The 15,796-nt window shown below is 69.8% G+C and carries 14 protein-coding genes and 1 pseudogene; 6 read left to right on the top strand and 9 right to left on the bottom strand.

Translation table 11 applies throughout. From position 1 onward, the window contains the following. Nucleotides 1-25: 25 nt before the first annotated feature. On the top strand, nucleotides 26-1,873 hold the full coding sequence (locus tag ACLQ25_RS08720) for a glycoside hydrolase family 15 protein (protein ID WP_425730387.1): 1,848 nt from the start codon (nucleotides 26-28) through the stop codon (nucleotides 1,871-1,873). Between the two features lie 40 nt (nucleotides 1,874-1,913). On the opposite strand, the gene ACLQ25_RS08715 is transcribed toward ACLQ25_RS08720, so the two are convergent. Further along, entirely contained in the window at nucleotides 1,914-2,807 is an 894-nt protein-coding gene (locus tag ACLQ25_RS08715) for a LysR family transcriptional regulator (RefSeq protein WP_425730386.1), read from the bottom strand. A 70-nt stretch (nucleotides 2,808-2,877) separates the two neighbouring features. Between ACLQ25_RS08715 and ACLQ25_RS08710 the strand changes: the two genes are divergently transcribed. Next, nucleotides 2,878-3,744 carry an NAD(P)H-binding protein gene (locus ACLQ25_RS08710; RefSeq protein WP_425730385.1) on the top strand — a complete coding sequence of 289 codons (867 nt, stop codon included), beginning with the start codon at nucleotides 2,878-2,880 and terminating at the stop codon, nucleotides 3,742-3,744. A gap of 68 nt (nucleotides 3,745-3,812) precedes the next feature. Beyond that, nucleotides 3,813-4,553: an AAA family ATPase gene (locus tag ACLQ25_RS08705; protein ID WP_425730384.1), complete on the top strand. Its 741-nt coding sequence runs from the start codon at nucleotides 3,813-3,815 to the stop codon at nucleotides 4,551-4,553. Nucleotides 4,554-4,868: 315 nt separating this feature from the next. Here ACLQ25_RS08705 and ACLQ25_RS08700 read toward each other — a convergent pair whose 3' ends face one another. Then, on the bottom strand, nucleotides 4,869-5,231 hold the full coding sequence (locus tag ACLQ25_RS08700; protein ID WP_425730383.1) for a VOC family protein: 363 nt from the start codon (nucleotides 5,229-5,231) through the stop codon (nucleotides 4,869-4,871). Between the two features lie 6 nt (nucleotides 5,232-5,237). Here ACLQ25_RS08700 and ACLQ25_RS08695 point away from each other — a divergent pair, with 6 nt between their 5' ends. Together ACLQ25_RS08695 and ACLQ25_RS08690 are read left to right on the top strand one after the other, a co-directional pair. Next, nucleotides 5,238-5,489, top strand: coding sequence for a hypothetical protein (locus ACLQ25_RS08695; RefSeq protein ID WP_425730382.1), 252 nt, complete (start codon nucleotides 5,238-5,240; stop codon nucleotides 5,487-5,489). Between the two features lie 27 nt (nucleotides 5,490-5,516). Then, nucleotides 5,517-5,687, top strand: a pseudogene (locus ACLQ25_RS08690) (AAA family ATPase); the annotation flags it as partial. Nucleotides 5,688-5,833: 146 nt separating this feature from the next. Here the strand turns inward: ACLQ25_RS08690 and ACLQ25_RS08685 are convergent. Both ACLQ25_RS08685 and ACLQ25_RS08680 read right to left on the bottom strand, forming a co-directional pair. Beyond that, nucleotides 5,834-6,265, bottom strand: coding sequence for a DUF2000 family protein (locus ACLQ25_RS08685; RefSeq protein ID WP_425730381.1), 432 nt, complete (start codon nucleotides 6,263-6,265; stop codon nucleotides 5,834-5,836). 89 nt (nucleotides 6,266-6,354) lie between these two features. Further along, the gene (locus ACLQ25_RS08680; RefSeq protein WP_425730380.1) at nucleotides 6,355-6,804 is read right to left on the bottom strand and encodes a helix-turn-helix transcriptional regulator; all 450 of its coding nucleotides are present in this window, start codon (nucleotides 6,802-6,804) and stop codon (nucleotides 6,355-6,357) included. Between the two features lie 428 nt (nucleotides 6,805-7,232). Between ACLQ25_RS08680 and ACLQ25_RS08675 the strand changes: the two genes are divergently transcribed. Continuing rightward, the gene (locus ACLQ25_RS08675; protein ID WP_425730379.1) at nucleotides 7,233-8,729 is read left to right on the top strand and encodes a sulfatase family protein; all 1,497 of its coding nucleotides are present in this window, start codon (nucleotides 7,233-7,235) and stop codon (nucleotides 8,727-8,729) included. A gap of 212 nt (nucleotides 8,730-8,941) precedes the next feature. On the opposite strand, the gene ACLQ25_RS08670 is transcribed toward ACLQ25_RS08675, so the two are convergent. From ACLQ25_RS08670 to ACLQ25_RS08650, 5 genes are all read right to left on the bottom strand, one after another. Continuing rightward, nucleotides 8,942-9,340, bottom strand: coding sequence for a DUF4913 domain-containing protein (locus tag ACLQ25_RS08670; RefSeq protein ID WP_425730378.1), 399 nt, complete (start codon nucleotides 9,338-9,340; stop codon nucleotides 8,942-8,944). Nucleotides 9,341-9,453: 113 nt separating this feature from the next. After that, nucleotides 9,454-10,704: a hypothetical protein gene (locus ACLQ25_RS08665; RefSeq protein WP_425730377.1), complete on the bottom strand. Its 1,251-nt coding sequence runs from the start codon at nucleotides 10,702-10,704 to the stop codon at nucleotides 9,454-9,456. A 98-nt stretch (nucleotides 10,705-10,802) separates the two neighbouring features. Further along, nucleotides 10,803-12,578, bottom strand: a complete 1,776-nt coding sequence (locus tag ACLQ25_RS08660; RefSeq protein WP_425730376.1) for a type IV secretory system conjugative DNA transfer family protein — start codon at nucleotides 12,576-12,578, stop codon at nucleotides 10,803-10,805. Beyond that, nucleotides 12,575-14,302 (bottom strand): ATP/GTP-binding protein, encoded by a 1,728-nt coding sequence (locus ACLQ25_RS08655; RefSeq protein WP_425730375.1) that lies wholly within the window; start codon nucleotides 14,300-14,302, stop codon nucleotides 12,575-12,577. The genes ACLQ25_RS08660 and ACLQ25_RS08655 overlap by 4 nt, the downstream gene beginning before the upstream one ends. Beyond that, the gene (locus ACLQ25_RS08650; protein WP_425730374.1) at nucleotides 14,299-15,792 is read right to left on the bottom strand and encodes an SCO6880 family protein; all 1,494 of its coding nucleotides are present in this window, start codon (nucleotides 15,790-15,792) and stop codon (nucleotides 14,299-14,301) included. Before ACLQ25_RS08650 ends, ACLQ25_RS08655 begins: the two co-directional genes overlap by 4 nt. Nucleotides 15,793-15,796: the final 4 nt, after the last annotated feature.

Below are 15,796 nucleotides of genomic sequence, written 5' to 3'. Positions count from 1 at the left end.
GGACGCGGCCGAACCGGGGAGAAACGTGGACAACTATCCGGCGATCGAAGATCACGGACTCATTGGTGACCTGCAGACCGCCGCGCTGGTGACGTGCGACGGCACCGTCGACTGGTTCTGCGCGCCGCGCTTCGACTCGCCGAGCATCTTCGCCGCGCTGCTCGACAAGGACAAGGGCGGCTACTTCCGGATCGCGCCGCACGACGTGCGGTACGTGACCAAACAGCTCTACCTCCCCGGCACACCCATCCTGATCACCCGGTTCATCAGCGCCGACGGGGTGGCCGAGGTCATGGACTTCATGCCGGTCACCGGTGAGCGGGCCACCGACGCGCACCGGCTGGTCCGCATCGTCACCATGGTCCGCGGCAGCATGCGCTTCCGGGTGGAGTGCCGGCCGCGCTTCGACTTCGCGCGGGAGGAGCACCAGCTGGAAATCCACCCCAACGGCTACGTCTTTCGCAGCCGGTCCGCGACGCTGACGTTCAACCCCGTCGACCCCATTCGGCGGCTGATCCACGAACGCGGCGACGTCCGCCTTGAGGACGGCGACCTCGTCGCGTACGGCACCCTGAACGAGGGCGACGTCGGCGGCGTGGTCCTGGAGACGGGCGCCACCGAACCGCGGATCTTCCCGCCCGAGGAGATCCAGGGCATGTTCGAGTGGACGCGGGACTACTGGCGGCGCTGGCTGGAACGCTCCAGCTACACCGGCCGCTGGCGGGAGATGGTCGAGCGCTCCGCCATCACGCTGAAACTCATGACGTACGCGCCGACCGGCGCGATGATCGCCGCGCCCACCGCCGCCCTGCCCGAGCTGGTCGGCGGGTCCCGCAACTGGGACTACCGCTACACCTGGGTACGCGACACGTCCTTCTCGGTGCACGCGCTGCTCGGCCTCGGCTTCACCGAGGAGGTCAGCCGCTACATGGACTGGTTGGACGAGCGCATCCGCACGGCCAGCGAACACCAGGACCCGCTGAAGATCATGTACCGGGTGGATGGCTCCTCCGACCTGCACGAGGAGGTGCTCGACCACCTGGAGGGCTACCGCGGCTCCCGGCCGGTGCGGATCGGCAACGGCGCCGCCGACCAGCTTCAGCTCGACATCCACGGCGAGGCGCTCTACGCCATGCACCTCGCCGACGAGCAGGGCATCCGCGTCTCACACCAGGTGTGGAAGAGCACCGTCCGGCTCGTCGACTGGCTCTGTCACAACTGGGACCAGCGCGACGCCGGCATCTGGGAGAGCCGGCACCACCCCCGTAACTACACGTTCGGGCGGGTGATGTCCTGGGTGGCGCTGGACCGGGCCATCCGCCTGGCCAACCGCACCGGCCGCCCCGGCGACCTGACCTGCTGGACCGAACAACGCAACCGCATCTACAACCAGGTCATGGCCCGCGGATACCACCAGGATCGCGGCAGTTTCGTGCAGGCGTACGACGAGAACGTGCTCGATGCCGCGCTGCTGGCCATGCCGGCGGTCGGATTCGTCACGCCGAGCGACCCGCTGTGGCTGTCCACCCTGAACGCGATCGAACGCGAACTCGTCTCCGACAGCCTCGTCCACCGGTACGACCCGGTCCACTCCCCCGACGGACTGCCGGGCCACGAGGGCACCTTCAACATGTGCACCTTCTGGTACGTCGAGGCGCTGGCCCGGTCCGGCCGCCTCGACGACGCCCGACTCACGTTCGAGAAGATGTTCACCTTCAGCAACCACCTCGGCCTCTACGCCGAGGAGATCGCCGCGACCGGTGAGCAGATCGGCAACTACCCCCAGGCCTTCAGCCACCTGTCGCTGATCAACACGGCGCTGACCCTGAACAGCCTGCTCGACGCCGAGGCCGACGCCCGCCGCCGCCGCTGACGGCGCGGCGTCGCGTCACGCTGGTTGACCGCACAGGTACTCAGGCGGTCTCCGCGGCGTCCGGCAGCCGGCTGGTCCGGCGGCGGGCCGAGATCGCGGTGGCCACCCGGACGAACGCGGCGACCGCGAGCGAGTGCGAGTTCTGCGGCCACGCCACTGAGAAGGCGGCCTCCGGCGCGTCGTCGACCGGCCGCCAGGTGAGCTGCGGGCGGGCGTTGCGCTCGGCGAGCGAGACCGGGAGCAGCGCGAGCATCCGCCCGAGTTCGATCTGACGCAGCATCTGCACCATGTCCCCGAACGGTGGCGCCTGCTCGCCGCGTCGTAGGTAGACGTGGGCGCCGGGAACAGTCCGTTGGTGCCCGGTCTCGATGTCGGCCATCCGCAGCCGGGGCCGTCCGGCGAGCGGATGCCCGGCCGGTAGCGCCAGCACCTGTGGCTCGCACAGCAGCGGCTCGACGTCCAGACCATCGGCGTCGAACGGCTCGATGACGATCGCCACGTCGGCCTCGCCCGCGCGCAACAGGGCCGGCTGCTCGCGCCAGCCGGTGAACATGACCTCGATCGGCACGGCGGCGTGCTCCGCCTGGTACGCCGCGAGCACGTCCTCGAGCAGGCCGCCCTCGACGTCGGCCTTCACCGCGACCACCAGCTTGCCTCCGGGCACACCCGCGGCTCGCCGGGCGCGTCGGGTGGCGGCGTCGAGCGCGACGAGCGCTGCCCGCGCGTCGGCGAGAAACACCGCGCCCACGTCGGTGAGCGCGACGCTTCGGGTGGTGCGCTCAAGGAGACGGACGCCGAGATCCGCCTCGAGCCCGGAGATCGCGCGCGACAGGGCCGGTGCGGCGATGCCGAGCCGCTCGGCGGCCCGGCTGAAGTTGAGCTCCTCGGCGACGGCCACGAAGTAACGCAGCGGCCGGGACTCCACGAGATTCATACCCTGAGGATAATAATGCCGTCCGAACTGGTCCTTCTCGTCCGCGATCACCGGCGCGACGATGGGAACCATGATCGTCATCACGACTCCCACGGGCACGATCGGCGCGGCTGTCGCCGAGTCCCTGCACGCCGCCGGCGCACCGCTGTGCCTGATCGCCCGCGACCCCTCCCGCCTGCCCGAGACCCTTCGCGAGCACGCCGACGTGATCGTCGGCTCCCACGCCGACCCCGCCGTGCTCACGACCGCGCTGACCGACGCCACGGCGCTCTTCGTGCTCGTACCACCGAACTTCGGCGCCCCGGACGTCACCGAGCACTACCTCGGCTTCGCGCGCCCCATCGCGGAGGCGGTACGTGCGCACGCCGTACCCCGCGTCGTGGCCGTCTCCTCGCTCGGCCGCGGATTCGACGGCCCGGCCGGGCTGCTCTCGGCGGCCTGGGCGATGGACGACACGCTGGAGTCCAGCGGCGCCGCCTACCGTTCGCTCCAGGCGGCGTTCTTCATGGAGAACCTGCTGCACCAGGTCGACCTCATCAGGAGCCAGGGGATGTTCGTGCTCACCGCCGACCCTGACGCGCCGCTCGCGGCGGTAGCCACCACCGACATCGCCCGCACGGCCACCAGCCTGCTCACCGACACCACCTGGACCGGCCACCAGGACGTGCCCGTGCGCGAACCCGTCGACCACACCCCGCGCGAGATGGCGCAGATCATCTCCGAGACCCTCCGCCGGCCGGTCACCTACCAGCAGGCCACCCTCGCCGACTACCGCGCCCGGTACGCATCGTCCGGAGCGAGCCCGGCGGTCGTCGACGCCATGATCGAGATGGCCGAGGCGCAGACGGCGGGCGTCTACCCACCCGCCCACGACGGAGGCCTGGGGACGACCTTCCGCCAGTGGTGCGAATCGGTGCTCGCCCCATCCGTCGGCTGACCGGCACCACCGCCAGGGACGCCAAAGGGCTCCGAGCCAAGCCGCAGAGTTCAGGGCGCGAGGCATCCGTGAAACTGGACAACGGCGGCCCGACGACTCGGTTCCCTTACTCACGAGGTTTGATCGCTGGACGAGGGCTGGCGACCGAACTGCGGCAGATCCAGGTGGATAGACTTTCGGGCGCTTCCAGACCTGGTCCGTTCGGAAGGAGCGTCCTCAACATCACAGACGTGAGGGGAATGACCAGCAACGGGATCGTCTTGCTCTCGGGCCCTCCGTGCTCGGGCAAGACCACGGCAGGGGCGGTTCTGGCCGCCGAGCGGTCCTCCCCGGGTCACGGTCGGATCCACCTGGAGGTCGACACCCTCTTCGAACTCCTGTTCCCTGGGTCCGATCGAAATCGTGACGATCGGCTGCGCGCCTACGACGCTGCGCACCTCCTCGCCCGCATGTTTGTGGATCAGGGAGAGACGGTGGTCCTCGAGTGCACCTACGCTCGGCGTGAACAGCGTGCCAGTCTCCTGACAGCGTTGGCCGGCTCCTCCGCATCGCTCTGGGTCGTCGAGTTCTTCGTAACGCCCGACGAGGCCGTGAGCCGATTCCGGGAACGTCACCAAGCCACGGATCTCGACGAAGCGCTCGTTCGCGAGCGGGCCGACGCGTTCCCGTACTTCGATGAGGCCCTCCGCCTGGAGTCATCCGCCGAGACCCCCGAGGAACACGCCCAGCGCATTCTCACGTGGCTACAACAGGGTCCTCGGCCGGTAGACCAGGAGGCGTGGACTCGGGCTGGAAGAGGCTGGAACTGAGGCCGCACTACCATCGGACCGGCACCGGCTCGGCCCGGTCGCCTCTCCGATCTGGCAGCGCTGGGCTTCTGAGGGGTGCCTCGTGTCGCTGTGTCCAGAACTGGCCGTCGGATTCCCGGTGCCGCGCCCGCCAGCCGTCCCTGGGCGTGGCGTCGCGGTGGAGGCGTTGCGCCGCCCGGGCATCCCGGTGTTTCCTCACCACGACCTGGACCGGGCAGCGGCTGCTCTGGCAGAGCGGGAACGGCAGCACGGCGACGGCTGACGCCCGCTCGTCGCGGCGTGCGTCGAAGTCCTCCATCTGAGGACGTCGACGTCCTAGAGGACGTCGAACTCGTTCCCCTCCGGGTCGGCCATCGTCACGTGGTCGGGCGTACCGTCCGGTGCGTCCACCCCGAGCACGGATCCGCCCGCGGCCACCAGCTTGTCGACCACCGCCTGGACGCGCGGCCACCGCACGTCGAACGGCTCGCCCCGGCCACCGCCGACCTGGATGTCGACGTGCATACGGTTCTTGACGACCTTCGGCTCCGGCACCTTCGGGAACGAGATGCTGGGCCGGACGCCACCCGGGTCCTCGATGAGGGCGCCGTCGTCCCACTCGTCCTCCGGAACGCCGAAGTGGGCGTGCCACGCCTCCCAGGTGGCGAACCTCCAACCCGGTGACCGCCTCCCGCTCATCCGGAGGTGGTCGAGGACCTGGCGATCAATCCGAACACGGTCGCCAAGGCGTACCGGCAGATGGAACAGGAGAGCCTGGTCACCGGCCGGCCCGGCCAGGGCACGTTCGTCGACGCGCAGCAGTCGGCCGTGATGTCGGCATCGACGTACACGTCGCTGCGGCGCGGCGACCTGGCTGCGCCGCGCCTACGCGGCCGGCCTCGACGAGCAGGCGGTCGACGCGCTCTTCACGTCCGTCCACCAGCAGACCAGGAATGAGGACGTGGCGTGACAGCGGCCGAGTTCGTGTCGGCTTTGGCCCTGGCGAAGCGGCCGGACCTGCTCGTCCTCGACGAGCCGGTGGCCAGCCTCGACCCGCTGGCCCGGCACGAGTTCCTCCAGGTCCTCATTGGCGCGGTGGCCGAAGGCGGAGTGACCGTCCTGTTCTCCTCCCACGTCCTGCACGAGTTGGAGCGCGGACCGGTTCTGGACGTTCCAGCTCATCGAGGCTGCGCTGTTCGTCGCGGTTGCGGGGGTCCTGACCGGTGTGGCGGTGTGGCGGGTACGGCGTCGCATGATCTAGTGCCTGACCAGGGAAGGATCCCGTCGCCGGCGACCACCGGTCAGGGGTGCATGTCGGCGCCTTTCAGCACCCTGTCCACCGCGTTGCGCGGGCCGTAGACCGCCAGCCCGACGAGGTCGAGCTTCTCGGTGGGTACCGCCCGCACGGCGGACCGGTTGTCCCGGTCGTTGGCCGTGCCGAACAACTCGGACGTGAACACCGATATAGGAAGGTCCCGGCTGATGGCCCGCTGGTGCGCCAACCGCAGCACATCCCGGTCGCCCTGAAAGACCAGGACGGGCTGGCGGAACATGGGCAGGTACCGCGCGCCGTCCGCGTCCTCGTACGGCTCGCCAATCACCTCGGGCACCACCGTCCCCAATCCACTGACCAGGAACGCCGTGATGTTCAGGCGCTGCCAGGGAAGCACGTCGTCGCGGAGTAGCACGGCAATCTTGGTGTCAAAGCGCACGGGCGCTGGTTCAGGCTGCATGGCTCGATCATGTGGCCTGGGCACTTCAGGGGTCTTGTACGAAGTTGACGTGACTGCTGCGGCACGTGCCAGGACGGCGCTTCCCGCAACTACGTCGACGCTGCGGCGAGCCCAGCCGTGCGGGCGAAGACGCCCGGGCTGACGCCGAGGATCCGCTTGAAGTGGCGGGCCAGATGCGGCTGATCGTAGAAGCCGCTGCTCGTGGCGACCCGGTCCAGGGGGTGCCCGTCCAGGATCAGGCGTCGCGCCTCGTCGACCCGCCGGGAGGTCAGGTAGCGGTACGGCGACATGCCGAACTCGCGGCTGAACGCCCGGACCAGGTACGAGGGGTCGAAGTGCAGCAGCCGACCAGCCTCGTACAGCGAGACCCCGTCGGTAACGTGCTGCTCGATCAGGTCGCGAAGCAGGTAGGCCGCCGTGGGATCGGCGTCCGGCAGGACGATCCGCTCCCCCAGGCGGGCACGCACACTGTCGGTGAGCAGAGGCAGCAGCGTCTCCGCCCGCAATTCGTCGCCGGGTTGCAGAAACGCGCCGTGCAATGCCGATATGGCGCCGCGAAGCCACGGATCGTCGACCAGCGACGCATGGCGCTCTCGGCGAGCGGGTGCGCGGTGTGCGCGAGGATGACGAGCAGATGGTTGAGCCGGTCCGGCGTGCGCCCGCCGTCGATCCGCTCGATGATGCGGCGTACCACGTCGTCGTCCGCCGCCCGGTACACTCTCGCGGGTCACAGCACGTCGGCATCGAGCAGGGCCCAGGTACGGGGTCAGGCTCTGCGGATCGGCGTCGGCGATCACGCCCAGCTTCTCGATGGCGTCGTCGTCCTCGGCGGCAGCGCGCCTGATCAATTCTTCGATCACGAGGGCATGCTAGTCAGGGCGCGCCGGAGCGGGACGCGGCACGGTGTTGATCGGATCATCACCACCTGTTGAATAGATGCTGATAAATTTTGACGAGGCTTGACGGCATGGTCATCACCCATCGACGTCTCGTCGCCGCCACCCTCGTGGCCGCGCTCAGCCTGCTCGCCGCGTGGACACCGGCGCGCGGGGCCGAGCCGGCTCCGGCGTCCGCCGCCACCGCCAGCCCCAACATCATTTTCGTGCTCGTCGACGATCTCGCGTGGAACCTCGTGCAGTACCTGCCGCAGGTACGGCAACTACAGAACGAGGGCGCCACCTTCACCAACTACACGGTGACCGACTCGCTGTGCTGCCCGTCCCGCTCCTCGATCCTGACCGGCCAGTTCCCGCACGACACCGGCGTGTTCACCAACGGTGGCGCCGACGGTGGGTTCGCGGTCTTCAAGGGCCGGGGCAACGAGAACCGGACCTTCGCGACGGCGTTGCAGGGCAGCGGCTACCGGACCGGGTTCATCGGCAAGTACCTCAACGGCTACCAGCCGGCGGACACGCAGGGCGGGTCGCAGACGTACGTCCCGCCCGGCTGGTCCGAGTGGTACGTGGCGGGCAACGGGTACCCCGAGTACAACTACGACCTCAACGAGAACCACACCGTCGTCCACTACGGCAGTCAACCCGCCGACTACCTGACCAACGTGCTGTCCCGCAAGGGCAGGGACTTCATCCAGCGCGCGGCGGCCGCCAACACGCCGTTCCTGCTGGAGGTCTCCACCTTCGCCCCGCACAGCCCGTTCACCCCGGCCAACCAGGACCTCGACGACTTCCCCGGGCTCACCGCCCCGCGCACCGCGGCGTACGACCGGCTGCCCGCCAACCCGCCGTCCTGGCTGGCCGGCAACGGGCCGTTGACCGCGCAGGAGAAGAGCAACCTGGACACGAACTTCCGCAAGCGTGCCCAGTCCGTCCAGGCCGTCGACCGGCTGATCGGAAACCTGCGCGCCCAGCTCACCAGCAGCGGCATCGCCAACGACACGTACGTCGTGTTCAGCTCGGACAACGGCTTCCACATGGGCGAGTACCGGTTGACCGGCGGCAAGCAGACCGCCTTCGACACCGACGTGCGGGTCCCGCTGGTTGTCGCCGGGCCCGGTGTCGTCCCCGGTTCGCAGCGGGCCGAGATCGTCCAGAACATCGACCTGGCGCCGACCTTCCAACGCATCGGCGGCGCGGACGTCGGGACGTACGTCGACGGGCGCAACCTGCTGCCCCTCGCCCAGGGCGAAGCGGCGCCGAACTGGCGTACCGGGGCGCTGATCGAGCACCGAGGCCCCAACCAGGCGGCCGACGACCCCGACGCCCAGGACCGACGCAACGGCAGCCCCATCACCTACGAGGCGCTGCGGACGGCGACCTACACCTACGTCGAGTACTCGAACGGCGAGCGGGAGTACTACAACCGCACCACCGACCCCCACCAGCTCAACAACATCGCGGCCGGGCTCACGGCCACCCGCCGGGCCGCGCTGCACGACGCGCTTGAGGCGTACGTCGCCTGTCACAGCCACTCGGCGTGCTGGACTGCTGGGCACGTCCCGGCCTGACCGGCCGCCAGGCACGTCGATCCTGGCCTGCGGCAGGGCGCTGTCGCCGGTCAGGATCGACGGCCCTGGACCAGGGTCGACCTCACCCGCGACCGACGCCTCGGTGGGAGTGCCGGATGGAGTCCAGGCCCATCCGCCCCAGCCGTCGTTGCACGTCCGCCACGCCGGGCCGGCCCGCCGTTCGATTCCGGCGGGCCGGTGCGGGTGCGGCGTCAGGGTCCGAAGTTCTCGGGGCCGTTTGGTTCGACATATGGGCGCTCCTTCGCGCGGTGCGCCCCGGGTTTGCAACCCGCGAAGGGACCCGAAGGGTTGCGCAGCGCGGTCATGGTGGGGCCGAGGTGGTCCCGGTGCCACTCGGAGGGGCCGGTGAGACTGGCCTTTGGGCCGGTCTTGTCCTGCCAGGCCAGCCACAGCCCGTGAAAGTAGGCGACGGCCTCGGTGTGCTGGTGCCAGCGCGGGCACCACGGCGCCCCGGATGTCACCTCCTCGCCGTACACCGGGATCAGGAGCTTCTCCACCCACAGCGACAGCCGTCGCAGCTCCTCCAGGTAGGTTGGACCGTTGAGGTAGAGAATGAAGAACGGCTCGCTCTTCTTCTCGGACGCAGGCACTTCCGGCGGCGACCCCGCCTCGGGAACATCATCCCGGGCCGGCGCAGAATGCCGCATTTCGTCTATCACGGATAATCCTCACCATTCTTCTTCGACGACGCTCAGCCCGACCATCACGATCCGGGAGCGGCGGCCTTCGCCCTCTCCTGACCCTTGCGGCGGTGGACGCCCGAGACGTCTTCCCGCCCTCGATCCCGGCCCTCCGCGCTCTGCGACTCCAGGCCGGCGAAACCGTGATGCTGATTGACCCCTGCCTCCTTCACCTCCTGCGCGCGCGCCCGCCTGTCGAACACGAGTGCCGCGAAGGCACCTCCGGCAGCGATACCGGCGGGAAGAGCCGCCCATCGCATCTGGGGCCCGTCGTACACGACCTGGTCCGGGTCTCCCGCGCCTGGTTGGTATGCGCGGTACATCTGAGCAGGGATGCCAGCGGTAGCGCCGAACGCAATGGCCTTTGAGAGGCCACTCAACGCTCTGTCCCAGTTTGGCCTTCCCCCGTTCTGGTATTTCAAAAATTCAGTTTTGGCGGCCCAAAGCCCGTTCACGACATCCGGGACGCTTGCTGCGGCTACACCGGCGAGAATACCCGCAGGGGCGACGAGCGCCCTTCCCAGAGTCTCCCCCGTGAATCCCACGGCCGCCCCGAGCAGGGCGGCCTGTTCCCAGGTCGCCCAATGCTTTCGGCCAGCCGCATCGATCCGCACCACACTCGTTTGGTCTTGACTGCGGCGGTCCGGGGTTTCCTGAATCTGATACTGATCGGAGGGAGCCAACCCTCTGATGCTGGCATCGAAGTCGGCGCCCTGCGGGGAGGGCTGATGAGACCCGGGCTGCGAAGCCATACCCACACCCAGGCTCGACCCGCCGCCCTGCAGCGAAGGCGCATGTGACCCGGGCTCCGCAGCGGGAACCACACCCAGCTTGCCGTCACCAGTCGACACAATACTGACCGGCTTTCCCTCGAGCGCGGCGAGAAAGCCGGCTTCCAGCCCGCGGTAGTCGCTGTGGTTCCGATCGAGATCCAGACCCGACCGTTCAGCTACCGAGGATGTTGGCGAGTTCCCCCCTCCCATGAGCCGGTAGTCGTGGTTGATATTCGGGTAGAAGTCATTTACCGTTCGCCCGTCCGTCTGCGTGCCGTTGTCCACATACTGCGTGTCAATTCTCAGTCGGTCGGAGTCGACGACGTCACCCGGCCCGTAGCCAGCCCGACCCAGATTCGGGTCCGATCCAGCTGCCTGCGACTGAGCATACTGCGCATAGTTGTTCGACCCTGCGGCCGTCGGCGAGTTCCGGCCACTGTACGCGTTGGCGTTGCTGCCGTCCTGGTTGTAGTAGGCCCACTCATTGTAAAGATCCGACATCTGCTCTTCCTCCTACCATTTGCGGAACCGGATACACGCTCAACGCGGCACACCTGGCCAGGGTTCATGAGGATCTGGAGGTTTTCCGACACTGATCGTCAGTCGGACGGCACCGCGAATGAGCTCGGGAACTGCTTACGGGTGGCCCGCTCGGTGATGGCGGCCACCTCCCGCTTGGCGGCGGCGGAGATGCGGGCGGCGTCAGGCTCCTTGTACCAGGGACGCAACCGGATCACCGCTGGGCGGATGCCGGTGGCCAGCAGCAGCGCGGTCCCCTTCGGCATGGCGCGGATCCGGTCCGGGGGCAGGATGTTCTCCTGCCGGAACGAGGTGGAGCGCGAGGAACCGTCGCGGCTGCGCGAGACACTGAGCGTGCTCACGTCGTGCTGGCCCACCAGCTTGGAGACCTTCTCCACGAAGTCGGCGTCGTCCAGGCCCGCACCGAGCAGCTTGATCGTGGCGGCGCCCCACAACGCGTCCATCCCCGCATCGCCCCAGACCCGCGACCCCTGCCGGTAGCTCTGCAGCAGCGTCACGACGTTGATCCCCCGCGAGCCGAGGTGGGAGTAGAGGTCGGGCAGGTCGGAGATCCGGCAGACGTTCGCCGCCTCGTCGAGCACCGCCGTCATCGGCGGGTCCAACCGCCCGCCCATCCGCTCCGCGGCAACCACGCCGGCCCGCAGCGTGGCGTCCGCGATGCCGGCGATCACCCCGGCCGCCGAGCCGCCGCCGTCCTTGGAGAGCAGGTAGAGCGTGTCCCGACCGAGTACGTGCAGGTCCGGCAGGAACTCCGGCAGATCCGGGTCATATGACACCCAGGCGAGGATCTCCGGGTCGAGCAGGCAGGCCACGCACTGGCGCGAGGTCTCGTAGATGCCGTCCCGGGTCTCCACCGCGCCGCGCACCGTCCCCTGCAACTGCTCGGCCATCGCGCCCATCCCGGCATCGCGGAGCAGGTCGATCGGCGTACGGTCGGCCGGGTCGGCGAGCCAGCCCAACAGGTCGGAGATGGTGGCCCCGCCCCGAGCCGCGGCGAGGAACAGCGCCGTCAGCGTGTTCTGCGCGGCCGCTATCCAGAAGTCCTTCTTGGTCGTGTCGTCGTTGACCGACGCCACGAAGTGCCCGGCCAGCCGCCGCGCACCCTCGATCGTCACGCAGCCGCCGAGCATGTCCCACCACATCTCGCGCGGTGTGTGCGCGATGCCCTGCGGGTCGAAGGTCCAGACCGTGCCGATCCGCTCCCGCTCGGCTCGGGTCACCGAGTACACGTCGGACTTGTTCGAGGTGAGCAGCACCGCGCCCCGGGCCCGGAGCACCCGGGGGATGGCGATTCCGGTCGACTTGCCCGCGCGCGGCGCCATCAGGTCCAGCTCCACGTCCTCATAGGAGGAGCGCAGCTCCGGCCCGTTCGGCATCAGGTCACCCAGGAGGTTGCCCCGCTCGTCCGGCGGCAAGTCCCGCATGCCCGCCAGCGAGGGGCGCAACTCGCGGGCGCGGGCCGCGATCCCCGCCGGGGCGAGCGACGCCAGCTCGTGCGTACCGGCCAGTCCCTTGCCACGGGCCCGCAGCTCCAGGACCTTGCGGACGCCCAGCGCGGCGGACAGGACGAGCAGCGCCATCGACACCACGATGCCGCCGTAGACCGCGATCGGTGAGACCCCCGGCCACAGCACGTCGATCCGCCCGGAGACCAGCAGGACGTACGAGTCCATCGTCGCCGGTGGCGGGTGCCAACCGTGCAGGGTCACGACAGCGCCGAGGGTGCCGCCGAGCCAGGCCACCAGGAAGATCCCCGCGTTCGCGAGCACCATCACGGTGAAGGCCCAGAAGATCAGGTCGGTGCCGTGCGGACGGCCACCGGGTGAGCGGCTCATGACGACCACCCCTCGCCGTCGGACACCAACTCGGGACGGATGGCCAGGTTGCCCAGTTCGGCCTCGGCCTCGAAGGCCACCATCCGGGCCGCCGCCCGCTCGGCGGCCTGCTCCTGCGCGTACCCGTTCTGCACCCAGCGCAGGTTCGTGTCGTGCAGCCGCCGCTCGGTCTCGGTGATCGTGACCCGGATCGGGATGCCCGGACGTCCACCGACCTTGATCAGGAAACGGCCGCGACCGGGCGGTTCCTCGTTCGAGCCGGTGCTCGCCCAGCCGGGCGGGGACGACCACGACGAGACCAGCTCGATCTCCCGCCGGGACATACCCACCACCCGACCCAGCTCCTGCATCTCGGCCATCGGCAGGCCGGCGCAGGCGACGATCCCGGCCCGCTCCACGAAGCCGCGCGCCTTCGCCCGATCCGCGTCGGTGCCCAGCGCCTCGGCGTCCTTGAGAGTGTGGGTGATCTTCGCGTCGCCGAGGCCCAGCGAGCGGTTGAGCCGGGTCAGGGCGTCGATCCGGTCGACGATACCGGAGGCGGCCCGCAGCGGACGCCACAGCTCGTCGAGGATGGTGAAGAACCACCGGCGCGGCGCCAACCCCGCGTCCGCCAGGGCGTGCGAGGCGGCCACCGTACCCAGGCCGTCGGACCAGGCCGCGAGCATCGCCGCCGCGGTGAGCTGGGTGTCCGCCTCACCGATTCGGGAGATGTCGATGCACACGGCCGGGGCGTCCGGGTCGATGCGGGTGGAGGTCTCCGAGCCGAAGGTGTCCCCCAGCGCCCCGTCGAGGATGCCCAGCAACGACCGGTGCAGCGGGTCCACCGCGTCCCGGTAGCGGGTATCCTGCCCCCGATCGAGGGTCACCGCACGGACCCGGTCCGGCCCCTCGTCCAGCACCCGCAGCAGGTCGGGCAGGAGGGGTGCGCGGTTACTCGGCGTACGGTCCCGCAGGTGACGCAGGCAGGCAGAGAGCACTGCCTGCTCGTGGTCGTCCAGCGCCCGGCCCCGCACGATGGTCAGCAGCGCCGCCACCATGTTCAGCACCCGGCCGTGTGTCTCGGCGGCGAGCGCCTTGCCCGCCGAACCGCCGATGCGCTCGGCGGCGATGCCCATCGCCCCCGGGTCCAGCACGTTGATGCCGCCGACCCCGCGTCCGACCGGGATCACCTGGCCACCGAGCGCGCGGACCGTGTCGGCGTAGTCCGGCTTGAGGTCGCCGAGCACCAGCGGAACCACGCCGGTGGCGGCCAGCCCGACCGCCATCCGGTTGATCAGAGTGGACTTCCCCAAGCCCGGCATGCCGAGCATGAACAGGGAGGGGTTCGAGATGTAGCGGGCGCGGGTGAACCAGGAGAGCGGATCGCCGCACACCGTGGCGCCCGTGAAGAGGTGCTGTCCGATCGGTACGCCGGACATCGGCGCACCGGAGCCGGCGGAGAACGGCCACAGGCCGCACGCCTGCACGGTGGTCGCCCGCCACATCGTCGGCGAGTCGAGATAGCCGACCCGGCCTCCACCCCGGCCCGCCCAACCGCGCGTCGACTCCGGCACGGCCGGACGTTTCCTGGGCTTCTGACTTCGGATCACCGGGGCGCCCTCGGCCAGGTCGCCGGTGACTCCGGTCAGAGCGGTCTGCCCGCCCGAGTGGCCGGCCGGCCAGCCGGCGCCGAGGTCGACCGCCCGGGTAACGGTCCCGGTGGAGCGCGCTAGGATGTCTGTCACATCGCCTCCTGAAGTTCGTGCGGCAGTAGGGTCTGCTCCCAGGGCAGGATCCCGACGGGGAGCGTGCAACTGAACGCGGCGGCCTGCATACGGTTGGCGGCGCGCATCGCGATCCGGCTGGAACCGGTCATGTTGCGGACCAGCACCGCCGCGTCGTCGAGCTGGTCCGGGGTGTCGACGGTGATGGTGAGCATCAACGAGAACTCCACCAGCCCCGCCCCGGTCGCCTCCTCGGCGGCGGCCTGCTCGGCGGCGCGCACCTCGGCGCTGGCGCGGGCCTGCACCATGCCGCGCTTGGACGTCGCCATGAACTGCGCGGTACGCCGGTCCGACTCGACGATCCGTGCGGACGTCGCCGGATCGAGCGGTCGGTAGAGCAGGGCGACCCGCTTGCGGCGGGTCCCGTCCGAGGCGTCCAGCATCGTGCGCAGCACACTGGCCCGCACCGTGCCCCGGGGCGCGAGCGTCAGCAGCCAGGTCCGGGAGACACCCGAGTCGTGGTGGTACGCGTCGACCGACTCCACCGCCGCGACCGGGCCCGCGTCCTCCCACTCCAGACCGGTGTGGCCGTGCTCGGCACGTACGTTGAGCACCTCGGCGGCGCAGGCCGGGTCGTAGGCGACCCGGACCATCTCGGCGATCTGCTCGGCGCTCAACGGCTCGGCCACACCGCCGCCCGCGCTGATCAGCCCGGTCAGCAGACTCGGCACCCGCACGGCCAGGTCCGCGACGACGTCCTCGGGGTCGCGTCGTGGCCCGCCCGACGTGCCGTAGGTGAGCGTGATGTAGGAGTTCATCTCGGACGAGGCCGACGGATAGTCGTCGACCACCTCCTCCATGACGGCCCGAGCGGCGGCCGGCGCGTCCGGGGCGAGGCGGGGCAGGATCTCGTTCGCCAACCGGGTTCCCGGATCCGGGGCGGTCTCGACGATGACCGAGGCGCCCCGCAGGGCCGGCTCGTGGGCGAGCCGGGCCAGCCATTCGCCCCAGAGCGCCACCCACGTGTCGACCTGGTCCGGGTCGACCAGCGAGCCGCCGTCCGGCTCACACCGCAGCACGATGGTGTAGAGGTTGCGTCCCTTGTGGTGCAGCACTCCGAAGGCGCGGTCGTAGCCGTCGCGGCCCTCCAACGCGCTCACCCGGGTGAGCAGGCCGGGCGGGCGGAACCGACCACCGGGGCGCGCCGACAGCGGGCCCGAGACGTAGAGGTGCTCGCCCCGGGACTTGCGCTGTGACCAACCGATCCGCAGGGATATGAGCTGATACACATTGCGCCCGTCCTGGGTGCGGATCGCCAGGGGCGCCAGCAGGACGATGAAGGGGACGCCGACCACCATCGCCGCCCCGAGCGAGATCATCGACGCGAACAGCACCACGACCAGGCCGCCGAAGACGCCGACCGTACCGACCAGCCCGAGCGAGCCGAGTCCGGCCCGACGCGGTCGCCGCCAGTTGCCGTACGTGGGTTCGACCGCGGCTTCCACAGACATCACC

Origin of the sequence: Micromonospora sp. DT44 (genome assembly GCF_049841635.1) — a bacterium.
Classification (GTDB): Bacteria; Actinomycetota; Actinomycetes; order Mycobacteriales; family Micromonosporaceae; genus Micromonospora.
Note: the sequence above shows the minus strand (reverse complement) of the source record. Positions and strands in the feature narration are given on the sequence as shown.

Coding starts and splice junctions, on each gene's coding strand:
- ACLQ25_RS08650 (WP_425730374.1), bottom strand. CDS start 15,792: ATGTCTGTGGAAGCCGCGGTCGAACCCACGTACGGCAACTGGCGGCGA.
- ACLQ25_RS08710 (WP_425730385.1), top strand. CDS start 2,878: ATGATCGTCATCACGACTCCCACGGGCACGATCGGCGCGGCTGTCGCC.
- ACLQ25_RS08660 (WP_425730376.1), bottom strand. CDS start 12,578: ATGAGCCGCTCACCCGGTGGCCGTCCGCACGGCACCGACCTGATCTTC.
- ACLQ25_RS08685 (WP_425730381.1), bottom strand. CDS start 6,265: ATGCAGCCTGAACCAGCGCCCGTGCGCTTTGACACCAAGATTGCCGTG.
- ACLQ25_RS08665 (WP_425730377.1), bottom strand. CDS start 10,704: ATGTCGGATCTTTACAATGAGTGGGCCTACTACAACCAGGACGGCAGC.
- ACLQ25_RS08700 (WP_425730383.1), bottom strand. CDS start 5,231: ATGAGCGGGAGGCGGTCACCGGGTTGGAGGTTCGCCACCTGGGAGGCG.
- ACLQ25_RS08715 (WP_425730386.1), bottom strand. CDS start 2,807: ATGAATCTCGTGGAGTCCCGGCCGCTGCGTTACTTCGTGGCCGTCGCC.
- ACLQ25_RS08675 (WP_425730379.1), top strand. CDS start 7,233: ATGGTCATCACCCATCGACGTCTCGTCGCCGCCACCCTCGTGGCCGCG.